15 protein-coding genes are annotated in these 19232 nt (G+C 38.9%); all 15 read left to right on the forward strand.

Features of this window, described 5'->3' with window-relative positions:
• Positions 1-12: 12 nt before the first annotated feature.
• Positions 13-1398, forward strand: coding sequence for a sugar transferase (locus G592_RS0108175; protein ID WP_028247400.1), 1386 nt, complete (start codon positions 13-15; stop codon positions 1396-1398).
• Positions 1385-2605 carry a glycosyltransferase family 4 protein gene (locus G592_RS0108180; protein ID WP_051194820.1) on the forward strand — a complete coding sequence of 407 codons (1221 nt, stop codon included), beginning with the start codon at positions 1385-1387 and terminating at the stop codon, positions 2603-2605. The genes G592_RS0108175 and G592_RS0108180 overlap by 14 nt, the downstream gene beginning before the upstream one ends.
• Positions 2583-3668: a glycosyltransferase family 4 protein gene (locus G592_RS0108185; protein WP_028247402.1), complete on the forward strand. Its 1086-nt coding sequence runs from the start codon at positions 2583-2585 to the stop codon at positions 3666-3668. Before G592_RS0108180 ends, G592_RS0108185 begins: the two co-directional genes overlap by 23 nt.
• 109 nt (positions 3669-3777) lie before the next feature.
• A complete protein-coding gene (locus tag G592_RS0108190) occupies positions 3778-5007 on the forward strand; it encodes a lipopolysaccharide biosynthesis protein (protein WP_196801827.1) in 1230 nt (409 codons plus the stop codon).
• 13 nt (positions 5008-5020) lie between these two features.
• Complete coding sequence (locus tag G592_RS0108195; RefSeq protein WP_028247404.1) at positions 5021-5908, forward strand: formyltransferase family protein; 888 nt, start codon at positions 5021-5023, stop codon at positions 5906-5908.
• Complete coding sequence (locus G592_RS0108200; protein WP_028247405.1) at positions 5909-6571, forward strand: PIG-L deacetylase family protein; 663 nt, start codon at positions 5909-5911, stop codon at positions 6569-6571.
• An 11-nt stretch (positions 6572-6582) separates the two neighbouring features.
• Positions 6583-8010 carry a hypothetical protein gene (locus G592_RS0108205; RefSeq protein ID WP_155942175.1) on the forward strand — a complete coding sequence of 476 codons (1428 nt, stop codon included), beginning with the start codon at positions 6583-6585 and terminating at the stop codon, positions 8008-8010.
• On the forward strand, positions 8003-8983 hold the full coding sequence (locus G592_RS0108210; RefSeq protein WP_028247407.1) for an NAD-dependent 4,6-dehydratase LegB: 981 nt from the start codon (positions 8003-8005) through the stop codon (positions 8981-8983). Before G592_RS0108205 ends, G592_RS0108210 begins: the two co-directional genes overlap by 8 nt.
• 56 nt (positions 8984-9039) lie before the next feature.
• Positions 9040-10476: a lipopolysaccharide biosynthesis protein gene (locus G592_RS0108215; protein ID WP_028247408.1), complete on the forward strand. Its 1437-nt coding sequence runs from the start codon at positions 9040-9042 to the stop codon at positions 10474-10476.
• A gap of 106 nt (positions 10477-10582) precedes the next feature.
• A complete protein-coding gene (gene asnB / locus G592_RS0108220; protein WP_036952231.1) occupies positions 10583-12460 on the forward strand; it encodes an asparagine synthase (glutamine-hydrolyzing) in 1878 nt (625 codons plus the stop codon).
• A 24-nt stretch (positions 12461-12484) separates the two neighbouring features.
• Positions 12485-13558, forward strand: a complete 1074-nt coding sequence (locus G592_RS0108225) for a hypothetical protein (RefSeq protein ID WP_028247410.1) — start codon at positions 12485-12487, stop codon at positions 13556-13558.
• A 64-nt stretch (positions 13559-13622) separates the two neighbouring features.
• Positions 13623-14240, forward strand: a complete 618-nt coding sequence (locus G592_RS0108230) for a superoxide dismutase (RefSeq protein WP_028247411.1) — start codon at positions 13623-13625, stop codon at positions 14238-14240.
• A gap of 91 nt (positions 14241-14331) precedes the next feature.
• Positions 14332-16284 carry a polysaccharide biosynthesis protein gene (locus G592_RS0108235; RefSeq protein ID WP_036952235.1) on the forward strand — a complete coding sequence of 651 codons (1953 nt, stop codon included), beginning with the start codon at positions 14332-14334 and terminating at the stop codon, positions 16282-16284.
• A gap of 26 nt (positions 16285-16310) precedes the next feature.
• Positions 16311-17255 (forward strand): glycosyltransferase family 2 protein, encoded by a 945-nt coding sequence (locus G592_RS0108240; protein WP_028247413.1) that lies wholly within the window; start codon positions 16311-16313, stop codon positions 17253-17255.
• A 107-nt stretch (positions 17256-17362) separates the two neighbouring features.
• On the forward strand, positions 17363-19210 hold the full coding sequence (locus G592_RS0108245; RefSeq protein WP_028247414.1) for an AAA family ATPase: 1848 nt from the start codon (positions 17363-17365) through the stop codon (positions 19208-19210).
• The last annotated feature ends 22 nt before the right edge of the window (positions 19211-19232 follow it).

Consider the following 19232-nt stretch of genomic DNA (forward strand, 5'->3'; position numbering starts at 1 on the left):
TGGAAAGATTATATGAATAATACAAATACGACAGAGACAAACAAAAAATTATTCCGCTTCGTAAGTAGCGTGGTTTTAGTAGTAGTACTAGCCACGCTCTTTGGCGTTATGTGGTACATGAGATTTCAGTACCTGATGAATCCATACACACGATTCCTTGGCAAAGGAAATTATCTGATGATAGCCCTATATATGGTTATCACCATTTTGATGATTAACACCTTCAAGGGCTTCGATATTGGTACAGGACGTATTTCTATCCTTACCATGTCACAGGCCATTGCCATGGGACTTGTAAATGTTTTGGAATTCTTCATCCTGATTTTGATGACACGAATCAAGGCATTGATGTGGATTACACTTGCATACGTAATCGTACTTACAGTAGTAGATGCGGTGGCGGTGCTTTTGGTTACATATTTCAGCACAAAATTTTACCGCATGATTTTCCCACCATTTTCTATCCTTAACATCTTTGGTGGATATGAAAATGATTTGGTTTGGAAAATGAACCAGCGTGCTGACAAGTACAGCATCACAGGTGAAATTAGCTGCAGAGAGCCAATAGAGAAGATTACAAAAGAGCTTGAAAATTACGACGCAGTGCTTATCAACGATGTCCCAGCGGAGACACGAAATGATATTGTAAAAGCATGCTTTGCTACAGGCAAAAGAGTATATTTCACTCCAAAGATTTCAGATATTCTCATTAAAGGTTCCGAGGAGGTAAATCTTTTTGATACACCTCTTTACCTTTGCAAGAATACAGGAATGGATGGAATTTCAGCAGCAATCAAGCGTGCAGGAGATATTTTGATTTCAGGAATTGGAATCATCCTTACATCTCCAGTCATGATTGTAACAGCAATACTTATCCACAGATACGACGGCGGTCCAGCACTTTATAAACAGACTCGCTGCACCATCGGTGGAAAAGAATATAAAATTATGAAATTCCGCTCTATGATTATGGATGCGGAAAAGGATGGAAAGGCACGCCTTGCCAGTGTAAATGATGACAGAATTACACCAATAGGCCATTTCATCCGTGCAACAAGAATTGATGAGTTGCCACAGTTCTTCAACATTTTCTTCGGTGATATGTCAGTGGTAGGACCTCGACCAGAGCGTCCTGAAATCATCGCTGAATATGTTAAGGAAGTGCCAGAGTTTGCTTTCCGAACACATGTAAAAGCCGGTCTTACAGGTTATGCACAGGTATACGGAAAGTACAACACTACATCATACGACAAGCTTAAGCTTGATATGATTTACTGTGAGAAGTGTAGTGTCCTTCTCGACATACAGTTAATACTTATGACTCTTCGAGTCATATTCACAAAAGATGCCACAGAGGGTGTGGCCGAGGGAGAAACAAACGCTAATGTCCACAAGTAAAAAAGCACTTATGCACGCCCATACGGCGTACATGGTGACCCAGTTTAATATTGACAACATAAAGATTTTGCAGGATTTAGGATACACAGTAGATGTGGCCTGTTGTTGGAAAGATGAAGACAGCGCTCTCAGCCCAGAGGCTATGAAGGAGCGCCGTAAGAAGCTTGATGATTTGGGATGCCGAGTTATCGAGCAGGCCAGCATGCGCAAGATATTCAATATTGGCGAACTTCGTAAGGCTTATTTGGAGCTGAAAAAAGAGGTAGAGGCTAATCAATACCAGATTGTACACACACAGTCACCAATCGGCGGAGTTATTTGTCGACTGGCATGTAGAAGGGCCAGAAAGATGTATGGAACCAAGGTGGTTTATGCAGCCCATGGTTTCCATTTCTTCAAGGGCGCACCATTTAAGAACTGGCTTGTGTTCTACAATGTGGAAAAGTACTGTTCTAAATTCACCGACCTGTTGATAACCATCAACAAAGAGGATTACGACAATGCACGAAAGTTTCATGCGAAGCAGGTGGCATACATTCCTGGAGCAGGAGTGGATACCCACAAGTTTGTGGCAAGCGAAGACGGCAGAGCCCGTGTCCGCAAGGAGCTTGGCATAGATGACGACACCATCGTCCTTCTTTCAGTTGGCGAGCTCATTCACAGAAAGAACCATGGGGAGGTTCTGAGAGCGCTGAAGATCATGAAGGACAACGGCACACTGCTTACACCAGACAGCGATGAGCGTGTTCAGCCAAAGTATAAGATTAAATATCTTATCGCTGGACGAGGCAAGATCCAAAAGGAATTGGAGGAGAGCATCAAGCACCTTGGCCTGCAGGATTATGTACAGCTTCTGGGATTTAGAAGAGATGTAGCAGATGTATTTGCAGCCAGCGATATCTACGTGTTCCCATCACATCAGGAGGGACTTCCAGTAGCGCTTATGGAGGCCATGTCTGTGGGAATGCCTGTTGTCTGTTCAAAGATTCGAGGAAATATCGACCTGATTCAGGACGGTGAAGGCGGATATCTCTTCGATTCAAAGGATGCCAAGACATTGGTTGCAGCTCTTAATAAAGCCCTCGTAGATAACGAGGACAAGCGTCACGAGATGGGACAAATCAATGTCGAGACAATGAAAGAGTTTGATAAAGAGAAGGTTAATGAGATCATGAGGGGGATTTATGATAGTCTTACACATATCTAAGTCAAACAAATACTCCGGCATGGAAAACGTGGCTATAAATATCATGAAATCCATGCCAGATGAGGTGCGCTGTGTATATCTCACAGCCACCGGTTCTATAGAGACTAAGCTGTTGGACAACAACATTGAATACATCGGCATGGAGAAAATAGATGAGAAGGCCATCAAGGAAGTCATCGACGAGGTGAAGCCTGACATCATCCATGCCTATGAATATGAGGTGAGTCTCATGTGTACAAAGGTGACAGATGAGATTCCTATCATCAGCCATCTTTACTCACTTCCAAAGTGGGTAGAGCGAATTGGTCCAAAGGCTGTTGTGTACGGCGGAGCCTGCAAGAGCTTTGCCAAAATAATTGTTCCTAATAGTGCAGTGCTTGAAAAATCATGGTTTAGGGACAAGATGGAAGACAGGACTGTTGTGCTTGGCGTTCCATTTAATGCAGTGGCTATCTTTGAAAAGGGATATGTGGCTGCTACTGAGATGACAAAGGAGAAGCTGGAAGGCTTCAAATCAGACCTGCTTTTTGTAGGTTACCTCACAGAGGACAAGAATCCTCTGGAATTTATTAAGATTGTAAAAGAAGTAAGCAAGAATCACCCTGATGTCAAAGCGACTATCGTAGGTGGTGGAGATTTAGGAAGCGAATGTCTGAAGCTTATTACAAAGCTTGGACTTTTGGACAACATAAAGATGGCGGGAATGCAGCATAACCCATACATCTATATGAATCAGACAAAGATACTTGTGGCACCATCCAAGTTCGAAGGATTTGGAATGGCGGCTGTAGAAGCTATGGCCTTTGGAAAGCCGGTCCTCACCAGCAAGGTGGGCGGATTTATGGTCACAGTGGATGATTGCTGCGGTAAGATTTGTGGAAATGACAAAAAGCCAATCGACAGAGATGCTTTTGTTTCAAATATAGAAGAGCTCCTGACCAACAGCGAGATATATCGCATGAAGTCCAACGGAGCCAGAAAACGTGCCAAAGCACTGAATAACTTTGACACTTACATGGAAGAAGTATTTAAAATTTATGAGGATATTTACAAAACTGTTTAATAAGCTGAAAAGTGCAGATTTCATATTGGTTACTTTATCGACGGTAGCATGTTCTGCAATGTCATTTATTTTCAGCGTGTATTCAAAATCCAAGGTGCCCACAGGCCCTATGGGAATTTACAGTACCTGCCTTATTGTACAGACATATATGAATTACGCACAGTTTGGTGTACTCAATGCATATAACAGGGATTACCCACAGGCACTTGGAAGAAAGGATTTTGATTCAGCAAACAAGATGAAAAACAGTGCCATGACATTTATGCTCATGATTTACGCACTGATTTTTATAGTATTTGAGGCTTGGGTATTATTCAGATATCACGGCGAAATAGGTGTAAGTCAAAGACAGACCTATTATGCATTTGGCTATGCCATGTGCCCAATCATGATTCTGCTGAAGAGCTTTGATGATATGTCAAATGCCACAGTCAGAATGAATGGAAAGTATAATAAATCAGCCATCATAGGCTTTGTAAGAACTATTCTGGCTCTTGGCATCGGTATGGTGATGCTGAACACAGTGGGATACTATGGCCTTTATGGAATGACAATGTCATCAGCAATCCTTGGAATCCTTCTTTTCCATAGAGATTCTCTTAAGGGTGCAAGATTTGATTTTGACCTTAGTTACATGAAGGTGATGGTCATTGGAGGCCTTCCACTTCTTATCAACAGCTTAATCTGGACTATCGTACAGAATGTTGATAAGCATGTAATCCTTACATTTATGGATACAGATGCACTGGGTGTCTACTCAGTACCTACTATGGGATTTACCACAATGGTGCTGGTGCCACAGACAATCGCCCAGGTATTCTATATAAAGATTTCTCATCTTTATGGAGCACATCAGGATGAGAAGGAGTTGCTTGATAAGGCTGGATATTTCACCAGCATTACAGCTCTGATTTCCGGAGCAGCCTGTCTGTTTGTATTCTATGTAATGCCGATTTTTGTACATTACTTTATGCCTAACTACACAGACGGTACAGCAGCTACCCAGATACTTGTAATCGGCGTGGCAGTATATGCCACTACCATGATTTATGGAAATATCTTCAGCGTCCTCAAGCTGAATAAGTCACTGATTGCAAACTCAGTGGCACTTTGTATTTTCAATATCATCTTCTCAAGCGCACTTGTTGTGTTTGTGGAGAGAAGTATAAACATGGTTGCCATTGGTACAGGACTTTCATATGCACTGTATTCACTTATGCTGATTATCAAGCTTTCAAGAAGGTTCAAATATTCCTTCACAAAACTGCTTATCAGAAGCTGGGGACCTGCAGTTGCACTGATTGTTCCGGGCTTAATAATATATTTGTTACTACTATAAAAGAGGTATATAATTGAAAACAACTTTATTCATCGGCTGTGTAGAAAGCTCTTATGTATTGCTGGAAGCGATGCTGGAGAAGGGCTACAAGGTAGATGGAATCATTACCATGGAAAGCTCAGCCATCAACTCAGACTTTAAATCACTAGTTCCACTTGCAGAAAAATATGGCATCGATTACATCTGCACAAAGAATGTAAACGATGAAGAGACAGTAGGATTTGCAAAATCCAAGGCACCTGATGTAATATATTGCTTCGGCTGGTCCCGTCTTATTGGAAGGGAGCTTTTAGCACTTCCAAAATATGGCGTGGTAGGTTTCCATCCGGCAGCACTTCCTTGTAACAAGGGAAGACACCCACTTATCTGGGCGTTGGTGCTTGGACTTAAAAAGACTGCATCCACATTTTTCATTATGGATGAGGGCGCAGATACAGGAGACATTATCAGCCAGAGAGAGGTCATCATCGATGAGACTGATGACGCTCAGGATTTATATGACAAGGTTCTTGAGGTGGCAAAGGAGCAGGTGCTTACCTTTACAAAGGAATTTGCAGAGGATGCAGTGAAGCCTGTGAAGCAGGATCCTAAAGCAGGAAATGCCTGGAGAAAGCGTGGCCGCATGGATGGACAGATAGACTGGCGCATGTCAGGAAGAGCCATCTACAACCTGGTACGAGGACTGACACATCCTTATGTAGGTGCCCACTTTATGGCAGGGGACAAAGAGGTAAAGGTTTGGAAATGTGAGTATGAGCTCACAGATGAATATGAGAACCTGGAGCCAGGTAAGGTATTAAAGGTGAATTCACAGACTGATTTCGTCATCAAAGCATACGACGGAATCGTTCATATAATAGACAGCGACGCTGTCAGCTTAAAAGAAGGAGATTATCTCTAAATGAAGGTAATGGTAATTTCACCACATCCAGATGATGAGACTCTGGGCGCAGGTGGAACACTTTTAAAAATGAAGGCAGAAGGTCATCAGATCTACTGGCTTAATATCACAAACATGAAGCCAGAGTATGGCTACACACCAGAGCGTATTGCAGAGCGCAACGCCGAGATTAAAAAAGTCCAGGAACTCTACGGAGTGGACGGCTTTTACAACCTTGAGCTGGAGCCAGCAGGGGTTGATAAGATTGACCTTGGGAAATTCATTCCTATGCTCAAGGAAGTTTTCGAGGAGGTAAAGCCAGAGCTTTTACTCCTTCCATATCAGCACGATGTGCACTCAGATCACCGCGTGATTTTCGAGGCAGCATATTCATGCACAAAATCTTTCCGTGCACCATATCTTAAGACGGTGCTTGCCATGGAGATTCTTTCAGAGACAGATCAGGCCATGCAGGAAAATGGCTTCGTGCCAAACGTTTTTGTAGATGTGACAGATTACATCGACAAGAAAATTGAAATAATGAGGGTATATAAAAGCGAAATTACAGCTCCACCATTTCCTAGAAATGCTGAAGCTATTAAGGGGCTGGCTGCCTACAGAGGCGCTACAGCCTACTATAATTATGCGGAGGCTTTTTATCTTATTAAAAGCCGCTTAGATTAGGAGAGTATAAATTGTACACTATATGTTTTATGGCAAGGCATCCATTCAATGATTTTTCGCCTGCCGTGTATAAGAAGATTAAGGAAGAATTCGATTCTGATATCAGAGGCGTTTTCATTACCTGTGATAAAAAGGAATCTAAATATATCTACGATAAGTTCGGTAAGGACGAAGTAGTTGTATGCGACATGTCATCCTTCATGAATGAGCACTGGGATGAGTTCACACTTGAAAAGCTCAAAGAATACGAGCAGAAATATGATGCTGCTCCAATGTGGAAATATATCTACACAGACAGATTTTTAATTTACAGAGATTATGATTACTGCGTGCACACAGCTGCAGGTCTTTTTGCGTTCTGGGAGCACGTTTTCACTACATATCACGTGGATTTCTATTACGATGAGGTTATTGCTACACTTCTAACTTACGCAGCATATCTTGTTGGAAAGAAGACAAACACAGGCTATTATTCACTTATGTTTATGAGAGCTTGCGGCAGAGATCTTACTCATCACTACATTTTAAATGATCCATTTGAGAAGATTTACAACATGCCAGAGGATTATGCAAATATTCCTGTGACAGAAGAGCAGAAGGCAGAGGCAGAGACTTTCCTTACAAAGTTTGAGGAGAAGCATTCAAAGCCTGCATTCATGCAGTTTTCAGGTAAGAAGCCTACATGGAAGGCTAGATTTTTCATCCTTCCATTATTCTATATCCGACAGAAGTATTTTAATCCTCACACAAGGGATAAGGGTTCATACATCTATTACAAGGCTTACGAGGCTACACTGGACCCAATCAAGTGGTATTTCAGATATCAGAAGGCTAAGAAGTATTTCAAGAAGGCTGATTACAGCAAGAAGTTCGTATACTTCCCACTTCATCTTCAGCCAGAAGCTACCACAATTGTATGTGCACAAAAGTACGAAAAGCAGCTCTATTTCATCGATAATTTGGTGAAATCTTTGCCTGCAGATACTGTACTTTATGTTAAGGAACATTATTCCTTCCTTGGAATCCGCCCAAACAGCTTTTACGAGCAGCTTGAGCAGTATCCAAATGTGGTCCTCATCGACCCATGGGAGGATTCAATCAACCTCATTGACAAGAGTGAATGTGTTGCCACACTTACAGGTACAGCAGGTCAGGAGGCTATGCTTCTTCGCCACCCTGTATTCATGAGTGGAGACATTGTTTACACAGGAGCCCCTGGTGTTATGCACCTTGAGGAGGTCTTTGGAAATTACGAGAGCGCACTGGCAAATTACAAGCAGCCTAGCCGCGAGGACATTATTCAGTACCTTGCAGTTTATATGAGCTGCTCACGCCCGGGTAATACTTACGTAATGAGTGAGGCTCGATTACAGGACGACAATATCAAGCTTGTAGCAGAGTCTATGTATAATTATTTTAAGGAGATGAAACATGAGTAAAGTTTTAGTTACAGGTTCAGATGGATTCATCGGTTCACATTTAGTAGAAGAGTTGGTTAAGAAGGGCTATGAAGTAAAGGCCTTCGTTTACTATAATTCGTTTAACAACTGGGGATGGCTCGACACACTTGATAAGAGCATCATGGATCACGTAGAGGTATTCGCTGGTGATGTCCGCGACCCTAACGGTGTCCGCGAGGCTATGAAGGGCTGCGACGCAGTATTCCACCTTGCAGCACTTATCGCTATTCCATTCTCATACCACAGCCCAGATGCTTACGTAGACACAAACATCAAGGGTACTCTTAACATCCTTCAGGCTGCTAGAGACCTTGGAACAAAGCGTGTTCTTGTTACATCTACATCAGAAGTTTATGGAACAGCTCAGTACGTGCCTATCGACGAGAAGCACCCATACCAGGGCCAGTCACCATATTCAGCTACAAAGATTGGTGCAGACAGACTTGCAGAGTCATTCTATCGTTCATTCGATTTACCTGTTACTATCGTGCGTCCATTCAACACATTCGGACCACGTCAGTCAGCTCGTGCGGTTATTCCTACAATCATCACACAGCTTCTTGCAGGTAAGGAAGAAATCAAGCTTGGCTCACTTACACCAACACGTGATTTCAACTATGTAAAGGATACAGCCAACGGTTTCATCGCTATGTACGAAAGCGATAAGACTATCGGTCAGGAAATCAATATCGCTACTCAGAAGGAAATCTCTATCGGACAGCTTGCTGAGGAGCTTATCCGTCAGATCAATCCAAACGCTAGAATCATCTGCGACGAGGACAGACTTCGTCCAGAGAAGTCAGAGGTAAATCGTCTTCTTGGTTCTAATGAGAAGATTCTTCAGCTCACAGACTGGAAGCCACAGTACACATTCGAGCAGGGTCTTGCTGAGACAATTGATTTTTTAAGACACAACTTAGATAAGTATAAGGTAGATATTTATAATATATAACCTAGCAATTAATAATTTTTTATAAGAAAAAAATGCAAGGGAAATGTACGTAAGTAATGCGAAATAAAAGTGGATACTTAATAAAAAATACAATTATTTTTACAATAAGTTCATTTGCAACAAAATTTTTGTCCTTTCTTTTAGTACCCTTATATACTTCAGTTTTAACAACCAGTGAGTATGGTATAGCTGATTTGATTTCAACTACAAGTATTCTTATGATATATATTTTTTCACTAAACATAAGTGATGCGGTATTAAGATTTGTTGTTGAAAGATTAGATGAGCCTATTGCAATTTTAGCCTTATCAATAGAAATAGTTATTGGAGGGGGATTGATAAGTAGTATTATTACTATAATCCTATGTCGGTTTCATTTGTTTTCATGGCCACGCTATTGTTACTTGTTTTTAATTGTTATGTATTTTAGTTCTGCAATAAACGGGATATTATCAAATTATGCTAGAGGATTAGATAGAATTAAGATGGTAGGTGTTGCAGGAATACTAGGTACAACAGTTACTATTTGTTCAAATCTTGTATGTTTGTTGATTTTAAAAATGCATTTATTAGGATATTTATTGTCTATATTACTCGGAGTAATTGTTGTAATAGTATATTATTGGATAGGATTAGAATTGCCAATAGGTATACAAATATTTAAAAATAAATGTAACAAAGAGATTCGAGATAGAATGCTTTTTTATAGTATTCCACTTGTATTTAGTAATGTTGCATGGTGGGTTAACGGTGCGTTTGACAGATATTGTATTACTTATATGATTGGAGTTGATGAGAATGGAATATACTCTGTAGCTTCCAAAATCCCGCTAATTATTGCAACTATAAATGGTGTTTTTGGACAAGCGTGGTCGTTATCAGCTATCAAAGATGTCAGTGAGAACGATGAAGATGGTTTTTTTTCTAACACATATAATTTATATAATTGTTTATTAGTAGGTTTAGCTAGCTGTCTTATATGTTTTAATATCCCGCTCTCTAAATTATTATTTTCTAAAGATTTTTTTGCAGCATGGCAGTATTCATCAATTTTGGTAATTTCTACAATTTTTAATGCATTGAGTGTTTTTTTAGGTGGTGCATTTATTAAGACAATGAAGACTGACATATATGCAAAATCAACTATATTGGCAACAATAATAAATGTAATTTTAAATATTATTTTGATTAATATAATAGGAACAATTGGCGCTGCAGTTTCAACTGCCATTTCATTTTTGGTTATTTGGGGAACAAGATATGTTATGGCAAAAAAATACGTAGAAATGAAGGTTTATTTTGCTAAACATATGTTCTCATATGGAATACTTATTATCCAAATTGGAGTAGAACATTTAGTTGGAAAGTATTCTAATTATCAGATATGTTTTCTAGGGATAATAATAATAATTTATTGGAGAGAGATAAAAAAAATAATTGGATTTTTGTATAGTGTTATACTTCAAAAAACGAAAAATAATTTATTAAAGTAATCCAATGAAATGACAAAAACATTTACAAAATTATCAAGAAGAGACTATATGGCCCGTCTAAGTTTACTTAGCGTACTGTAAAATAAAAATAGTAAAAGGGAAGAATATGTGTGGAATAGCTGGGTTTTTCGGCAATGATTTTTGGAAAAATACAATTATAAAAATGAACGACCGAATGATTCATCGAGGACCAAATGCACAGGAGTATTGGCATAGTGATGACGATGAGATGACATTTGGGCATGTAAGACTTTCTATTTTAGATTTATCAGATGCCGGAAGGCAGCCAATGCATTCGCATGATGACAGATATGTTTTGGTTTTCAATGGAGAAGTATACAATAATAAGGATTTGAAAAATCGATTGATTAATGAAAAAAAATGCATAGATTTCAGAGGTCATTCTGATACAGAAATATTATTGGAATATATTAGTGCATATGGTCTAAAGACTGCTTTGCAAGATTCCGTAGGAATGTTTGCCATAGCATTATTTGATAAGGATACAAAAGAGGTTTTTCTCGCACGTGATCGTATGGGAGAAAAGCCTTTGTATTATGGCTTCGTAAATGGGAGATTTTGCTTTGCATCAGATATAGGTTCCATTTCAGTTGTTTTTAGAAATGAATTAACAATAGATAAATCTGCCCTTTCACTATATTTTACCTATGGATATATACCTGCACCATATTCTATTTATAATGAAATCGGAAAATTGCAAGCAGGATGTATAGCCAGAGTTTCAAGACCATATTCAAAAGCTGGTGTTCATATAGAGAAATATTGGGATGTCACAGAGGTAGCAAAAAGAGGTTCTGAAAATCCTTTCCAAGGCTCGTTTGATGAGGCGGTAAATGAGTTGGATAATCTATTACATAAATCTATAGAACGACAGATGGTAGCAGATGTTCCAGTTGGGGCATTCTTATCAGGTGGAATAGATTCATCTGCTGTAGTTAGTGTTATGCAGGATGTTTCCTCTCAAAAGGTTAAAACATTTTCTATTGGATTTGATGATGATGTATACAATGAGGCGTGTTTCGCAAAAGATACTGCAAAACATCTAGGTACGGATCATACAGAGTGTTATATAAGCCCAAGTGATGCAAAAAATGTAATTCCACAATTATCCTACATATATTCAGAACCTTTTGCAGATTCTTCTCAAATACCTACATTTTTGGTAAGCAAACTTGCAAGAGAACAGGTAACTGTATCCTTGAGTGGTGACGGTGGAGATGAGTTATTTTGTGGATATAATTCATATTTTACTGTCCCACAATTATATCGAAAATTGAATACAGTTCCATTAGGAATCAGAAGGGTTATGGCAGGAATGACAGGATGCTTTCCTGATACTGGGGAAAAAACTATTGAGGGAGTGAGAAAGTTGTTGTCGTCAGACTCTGTTGAGGACTTTTATGCCAGAATAGGAAATGGTAATTGGGCAAAGGAATTAACCTATGTAACCGAGTTTCCCCCATATGCATATAATCAATACAGTAAAGGATATGTAGAAGAATCTGAAGAAAAGAATCTGATGCTAATGGATTTATTAATGTATCACACGGATGATATATTAGTGAAAGTGGATAGGGCAGCCATGGCAGTGTCGCTGGAATCTAGAATACCTTTATTAGATAGAGATATAATAGAATTCGCATGGTCGCTACCTACTGAGTATAATAAAAATGGACAAATTGGAAAGAACGTGCTTAGAAATGTTTTGTATAAGTATGTTCCAAAGGAGATGATGGAGAGACCCAAAAAAGGGTTTGCTGTACCAATAGACCATTGGTTAAGATTTTCTGAGCTTAAAGAGTGGGCTGAGGATTTACTAAATGAAGATAAGATACGAATGGAAGGTATACTTAATCCAAAGGTTGTTACAAGAACCTGGAAACACTTTTTAAAGACAGGTGATGGAGTGACTAAAGTATGGTATATGTTGATGTTTGAAGAATGGGTTAAGGGTAATTACTAGAGGAAAATGGAAGGTAGGAGAGTAATGTATTGCAGTGAACAATGTGAAAGAGAACTTAGGATAAAAGAGCTGTTTTTGAACATATTGGAGCAGTGGCGTGTTATATTAATTGTTGGTATTAGCTTTTTGTTGATTTTTCCTTTAGGCCTTGGAGCAAAAGAATTGCTACAAGATTCAGCAGTTGTCTCAAATGAAGAACTTGAAAATCAGTATGAAATAATGGTTTTTGCGTTATCTTCATATATGCAATATCGAGCTTTAGAGATTGAATACAACGATAAAATGGCTTCTGGCGATGATGAACTTGGTGTATTGGCTAAAGAATATTCGGATACAAGAAACGCATATAGTGCTGCCTATGGCTCACTATTAGAAGATAATAAAAAGGTATTTACTGCACTTGTAAAGAAAATAAAATTGGAAGATATTCAAGCAGGGAATATTAATTCTGCAAAAAAATCTTTAGATGATAGTTGGTATTTGAAAATTGAAGCTGATAAGAAAAAAGCGGCAATGCCATCAATGCAAGAATTATATAATGGGAAAAATATCATTATAGGATTTTGGATAGGCGTTTTCATGTATGTAATATTTTACTCTTTAACTATAGTACTTAATAAGTACATTACAAACGCTTATGAAGTTGAGAACGTTATGATGGTTCGTCATTACGGTAACACATATGAGTATCCATATAGAGGGATTTTGAATGAGCTGGCACATCATAAAGCTATATATAAGCGTATAAAGAAGTCTTCAGAAACAGCGAAAATAGCAGAGGATTTAGCTACTAAGCTTAATTATATTGAGCAGAATAATATCACATTGCTATCATTAGGAGATATTAGTGCAAATGAGAGATTCAGTACGTTAGTACAGAATCAAGTTGCTGTTTTAAAATCTAAAGGAATTGAAACAAAGGTTGAGAACATTACAGGAGAAATATCTGCTAAGAGGGATTCATACTTTCTTGATTTAAGTCCGGTTTTCATTCAAGTTATCAGTGGGAAAACAGAATATAAAGCTCTTGTAGAGCTTAGGAATAAGTTAGAAGAGTATGATGTAGAAGTTGTTGGTACTGAGTTTGTAGAAGTGTAGAAAATCTTCATTGACATTTATACCTACATGGGGAATAATCAAAGAAAAAAGGGGGTTCATTACAATGTACGAACAAATCAAATTACCTTATGCAACAAACGCTTTAGAGCCACATATAGATCAGCTTACAGTGGAGACACACCATGGTAAGCATCATGCCACTTACACTAAGACATTCAATGAGCTTGCTGAGAAGGCTGGCATGGCTACTCTTCCAGTAGAGGAGCTTCTTGCGTCATTGGATAAAGTAAGCGATGCTACACTTCGTCAAGGATTAAAGAATCAGGGCGGTGGATATTATAACCACAATCTTTACTTTGAAATGTTTTCACCAAATCCAGCTAAAGCTCCTACTGGTAAGCTAGCAGAGGCTATTGATAAGACTTTTGGTGGCCTCGATGCTCTTAAGGAACAGCTTACTACAGCAGCAACCACACAGTTTGGTTCTGGCTGGGCATGGCTTTCTACAGATGCATCTGGAAAGCTTTCTGTTTCAAAGACAGGAAATCAGGACAATCCAATTTCCGATGGCACAGGAATGATACCTATTCTTGCACTGGATGTTTGGGAGCATGCTTATTATCTTAAATATAAGAATCTTAGAGCAGATTACATAAAAGAGTTCTTCGAAGTGTTAGATTGGGCTAAGGTCAGCGCAAGGTATGACGAGATAGTAAAGTAAATCGTTAGGGGATGCCAAGAGCATCCCTTTAATATTGCACGTAATTTGTGTAAAATGTAATGAGTGATAAATTTGAAAGGGTAGAATCTTAATGGATTTAATTAATAGAATAAAGCATTGGCATAAGGTTGCTTACTTGTTGGTAGCTTATGATTTTGTTACCATAGTTTTTTCTTATTTCATTGCATTATGGTTTAGATTTGATTGTCATTTTTCTGTTATTCCTTCATCGTATCTGAATCCATATATGATGGGTATACTGCCATATGCTGCTGTTTCAATAGTAATATACTGGCTATTTGGTTTGTACCGAAGCATCTGGAGATTTGCCAGCTTTTATGAGCTGGAAAAGATGATTATGGCCACAGTGGTTACATCTCTTTTGAATATATTTGGTATGATATTGCTGGTATATAGAATGCCCGTTTCGTATTTTGTTTTTGGCACAGGATTCCAGTTTATGTTTGGAATCGCAATCAGATTCTCATACAGATTTGTTTTGTTGATGAGAGACCAGAGCGCTCCAGTGGAGGCTGATACCAATGTACTTCTTATAGGTGCGGGCTCTGCTGGACGTATGATTCTTCGCGATGTTAATTTTGTAAACGGTGGTGCCCACGGTTCGGCAAAGGTAGTGGCTATCATCGATGACAATTCTAACAAATGGGGACGTTATATCGATGGCGTAGAGGTTATCGGTGGCAGAGATAAGATTCTGTACGCTGTAGAAAAGTATGAGATTAAGGAAATCTATATTGCTATTGCAAATATCACTCCTAGTGAGAAGCGAAACCTTATAAACATATGCAAGGAGACTAGCTGCCGTATAAAGCAGCTGCCTAATATCTACGCAGAAAAGGCGGGTGTTATCAGTGCCGGTAACTTACAGAACATTACTATCGAGGATGTACTGGGGCGTGACCCTATCAAGCTTCATCAGGAAGATGTAGCAGCCCAGCTCCAGGGAAAGGTAGTCTTAGTTACTGGTGGTGGCGGTTCTATCGGTTCGGAGCTTTGCAGACAGATAGCAAAATATCAGCCTAAGCAGCTGATAATTTTTGATGTATATGAGAACAATGCTTACGATATTCAGCTGGAACTGAAGCGTAAATATCCAGATATGAATCTGGTTACTCTGATTGGTTCTGTTCGCGATGCACGTCGTGTGGAGTCTGTATTTGAGAAGTATAGACCAAACATTTGTTATCATGCAGCAGCGCACAAGCATGTGCCTCTTATGGAGGATAGTCCTTGTGAGGCTATTAAGAATAATGCTGTTGGTACTTATAAGACAGCGTATGCAGCCATGAAGTATGGTTGTGATAAGTTTGTACTTATCAGTACAGACAAGGCAGTAAATCCTACCAACGTTATGGGTGCCACAAAACGTATATGCGAAATGATTATTCAAACTTTCGACTATATGGTTCGTTCCAATAGGGAAAATGAGATGCCTTGCCTCATCACTCACAATGTGGATGTGGATTCTAATGAGCTGGAATGCGTAAAGCCAGGTAGCGCACATTGTGAATACGTGGCGGTACGTTTTGGAAATGTTCTTGGTTCTAATGGATCGGTGGTCCCTCTTTTCAAGAAGCAGATTGCACAGGGCGGACCTGTGACACTTACACATAAGGATATCATTAGATACTTCATGACTATACCAGAGGCGGTATCATTAGTACTTAAGGCAGGAGCCAATGCTTCAGGTGGCGAGATATTTGTTCTTGATATGGGAGAGCCTGTTAAGATTCTTGATCTTGCAAGAAACATGATAGAGTTAGCTGGTTTAAAACCAGATGTGGATATCGAGATTGAATATATTGGTCTTCGTCCAGGTGAGAAGCTTTATGAGGAAAAGCTTATGAGTGAGGAAGGCCTGAAAGAGACAGAGAATCATCTTATTCATGTGGCTGAACCTATCAAGTTTGATTCTGAAGAGTTTATAGGAAATCTAAAGAGTCTTATGCAGCTGGCTTATGAGAACGAAGCCGATGATGTGGTTCAAAAGATTAGAGATACAGTTAGCACTTTCAGGGGCTAAGCTTGTAAATAATAGGAGATTTATTTATGGATAAAATAGCGGTATTAATACCATGCTATAACGAAGCAATTACAATTGGGAAGGTTGTAAGAGATTTTAAGGCTGTTTTGCCTGAAGCTACAATCTATGTTTACGATAATAATTCATCAGACGGCACAGATGAGATAGCACGTGAGGCAGGTGCTGTGGTGTGCTATGAGCACCAGCAGGGAAAGGGAAATGTTATTCGCAGAATGTTCTCTGAAATCGATGCGGAGTGTTACCTTATGGTAGATGGTGATGACACATATCCAGCAGATGCTGCTCGTGAGATGGTAGATAAAATCTTTGAGGACAGAGCGGACATGATTGTTGGAGATCGACTTTCATCCACATATTTCGAGGAAAACAAGAGACCTTTCCACAATTTTGGAAATGCTATTGTGCGTTGGAGTATCAACAGACTTTTCAAGAACGATATAAAGGATATGATGACTGGCTACAGAGCATTCTCATATCGTTTCGTAAAGACATTCCCTATTCTTTCAAAGGGATTTGAAATCGAGACAGAGATGAGTATCCACGCAGTTGATAAAAACATGTTTGTGGAGAATGTAATTATTGATTATCGTGACAGACCAGAGGGAAGCGAGTCAAAGCTTAATACTTATGGTGATGGAGCAAAGGTTCTTTTTACAATCATAAGACTTTTCCGTTTCTATCGTCCGACTCTTTTCTTTGGAACTACAGCTTTAATCTTAGCTGCATTATCGGTAGGCTTCTTTATACCTGTATTCGTGACTTATAAGGAGACAGGCTTGGTACCAAAGTATCCTACTCTTATTGTGTGCGGTTTTGCGATGATTGCATCGATTCTGTCATTCTTTTCTGGAATCATTCTTAAGACAATCTATCAGAAGAACCGACAGGATTTCGAGATGGATTTATATAGGGTTACAGATGATTTTAAGAGGAAGCTGGGAGAGGAATAAAATTTGCGGAAGAATACTGCCGGAAGAATATCAAGTAGAATTGATAATCTTCCGGCAATTTGTTATAATGAGCATATAAATAAAGTCTTTGGAAAGGGAAAAGAACTATGCTTATTAGCGAAGCTGCTACAAAATGGGGCGTTTCTGAGCGCGCTGTACGTGATATGTGTATAGCCGGAAGAATACTTGGAGCGGAAAAACATAATGGCAAATGGGTACTTCCTGACGACGCGGTGAGACCAGATGATGGTCGTATTAAAACAGGTGAGTATATCAAAACAAAGTCTCAGGCTATGCCTATAGGGGTTTCTGATTATATAAGGGCACAGTCTGACTATTACTATGTGGATAAGACCCTGCTAATAAAAGAAATCTTAGATCAAAAATCTTTAGTAACACTTTTTACCAGACCTAGACGTTTTGGAAAAACATTGAATATGGATATGCTCCGTGTCTTTTTTGAAATTAGTAGCGATGATACGGAAAAGTATTTTAAAGATAAAAAAATAGCAAAATTTGGAAAGAAATATATGGATTATCAGGGTAAATACCCTGTGATATTCCTTTCTTTCAAAGATGTTAAATTTGATACCTGGGAGGAGACATTTGATAAGCTGTCAGAATTGGTACAGGTTGAATTTGGAAGACATCAGGAGCTTATGACATCTGATGCATTGCTCGACTATGAAAAGGAATACTATTCCAAAGTCCTGAGCAAATCTGCAAATAAAGTGGAGCTTTCCTCAGCTTTGGAAAATTTATCCCGCATGCTCAATAATCACTATGGAGCAGCTCCAATTATCATCATAGATGAGTATGACACTCCAATCCAGGAAGGATATTCAAAAGATTTCTATGGAGATATTATAGATTTTATGCGTAATTTCTTCTCTGGAGGGTTTAAGGATAATAAGAATTTATCCTTTGGATTTTTAACTGGAATTCTTCGTATTGCCCAAGAGAGTATTTTCAGCGGGCTTAATAATATCACTGTCAATACCATTATGGATGATGAATATAGTGAATTCTTTGGTTTTACTAAAGGAGAAGTTGCTGATATCTTATATGATTTTGGTATGGGTGAGAACATATCTGAAGCAGAAAAATGGTATAATGGATACTGCTTTGGAAGTACAGAAATTTTTAATCCATGGTCAATAATAAACTATGTATCTAAAAATGGATTGCCCCAGGCATACTGGGTGAGCACTGGAAAAAACGAAGTGCTGGAAGATGTCCTGAATGTGGCTACTGAAGACATCTCAGAAAGATTAAATATGCTGTTGCTTGGAGAAAAAGTGATAGCCAGGATAGATCAGAATGTAGTCTATAGGTCTCTTACAGAAAATCCTGCAAATATATATAGTTTATTATTAATGGCAGGTTATCTTAAGCCGGTTAATAAGCAAATACAAATGGATGGTTCTTATTTATGTGAAATAGAAATACCAAATCAAGAAATTGCTGCGGTATTTAAAATTGAAATCATGAGTCATCTGTTACAGGTGGGTGCTGTTCAGCAGAGCACTGCTAATAGAATTGCTGAAAGTTTGTATGCTCGTGATTTTGTGTTATTACAACAAGCTTTAGTTGAATACATGAATAAGTCTATGAGCTTCTATGATGCAAGTGCAGAAGGATTTTATCATGGCCTGACACTTGGAATTGTCGCGATGATGGATAATACTTATCGCATAAAATCGAATCGAGAATCCGGTGATGGCAGGTTTGATTTAGCTCTTTTCCCAAGAGAAAATCAGTATCCGGGAATAATAATGGAATTTAAATGGAAGAATAATCTCAGTGAAAAGGCTCTATCTGATTTAGCGGAGGAGGCACTGACTCAAATATCTGCTAAGTCTTATGACATAGAAATGAAGGATTTGGGTGTGGCTGAGACTATAAAAATCGGAGCAGCTTTTTCAGGGAAGAATGTTGTGATAAAAACTTTATAAATGTTATGAGAAAACTGGAAGA

It is taken from the genome of Pseudobutyrivibrio ruminis CF1b, assembly GCF_000424005.1.
Taxonomy (GTDB): domain Bacteria; phylum Bacillota; class Clostridia; order Lachnospirales; family Lachnospiraceae; genus Pseudobutyrivibrio; species Pseudobutyrivibrio ruminis_C.

Coding starts and splice junctions, on each gene's coding strand:
- G592_RS0108215 (WP_028247408.1), top strand. CDS start 9,040: ATGCGAAATAAAAGTGGATACTTAATAAAAAATACAATTATTTTTACA.
- G592_RS0108240 (WP_028247413.1), top strand. CDS start 16,311: ATGGATAAAATAGCGGTATTAATACCATGCTATAACGAAGCAATTACA.
- G592_RS0108235 (WP_036952235.1), top strand. CDS start 14,332: ATGGATTTAATTAATAGAATAAAGCATTGGCATAAGGTTGCTTACTTG.
- asnB (WP_036952231.1), top strand. CDS start 10,583: ATGTGTGGAATAGCTGGGTTTTTCGGCAATGATTTTTGGAAAAATACA.
- G592_RS0108180 (WP_051194820.1), top strand. CDS start 1,385: ATGTCCACAAGTAAAAAAGCACTTATGCACGCCCATACGGCGTACATG.
- G592_RS0108175 (WP_028247400.1), top strand. CDS start 13: ATGAATAATACAAATACGACAGAGACAAACAAAAAATTATTCCGCTTC.
- G592_RS0108230 (WP_028247411.1), top strand. CDS start 13,623: ATGTACGAACAAATCAAATTACCTTATGCAACAAACGCTTTAGAGCCA.
- G592_RS0108200 (WP_028247405.1), top strand. CDS start 5,909: ATGAAGGTAATGGTAATTTCACCACATCCAGATGATGAGACTCTGGGC.
- G592_RS0108225 (WP_028247410.1), top strand. CDS start 12,485: ATGTATTGCAGTGAACAATGTGAAAGAGAACTTAGGATAAAAGAGCTG.
- G592_RS0108210 (WP_028247407.1), top strand. CDS start 8,003: ATGAGTAAAGTTTTAGTTACAGGTTCAGATGGATTCATCGGTTCACAT.
- G592_RS0108190 (WP_196801827.1), top strand. CDS start 3,778: ATGGGAATTTACAGTACCTGCCTTATTGTACAGACATATATGAATTAC.
- G592_RS0108185 (WP_028247402.1), top strand. CDS start 2,583: ATGATAGTCTTACACATATCTAAGTCAAACAAATACTCCGGCATGGAA.
- G592_RS0108245 (WP_028247414.1), top strand. CDS start 17,363: ATGCTTATTAGCGAAGCTGCTACAAAATGGGGCGTTTCTGAGCGCGCT.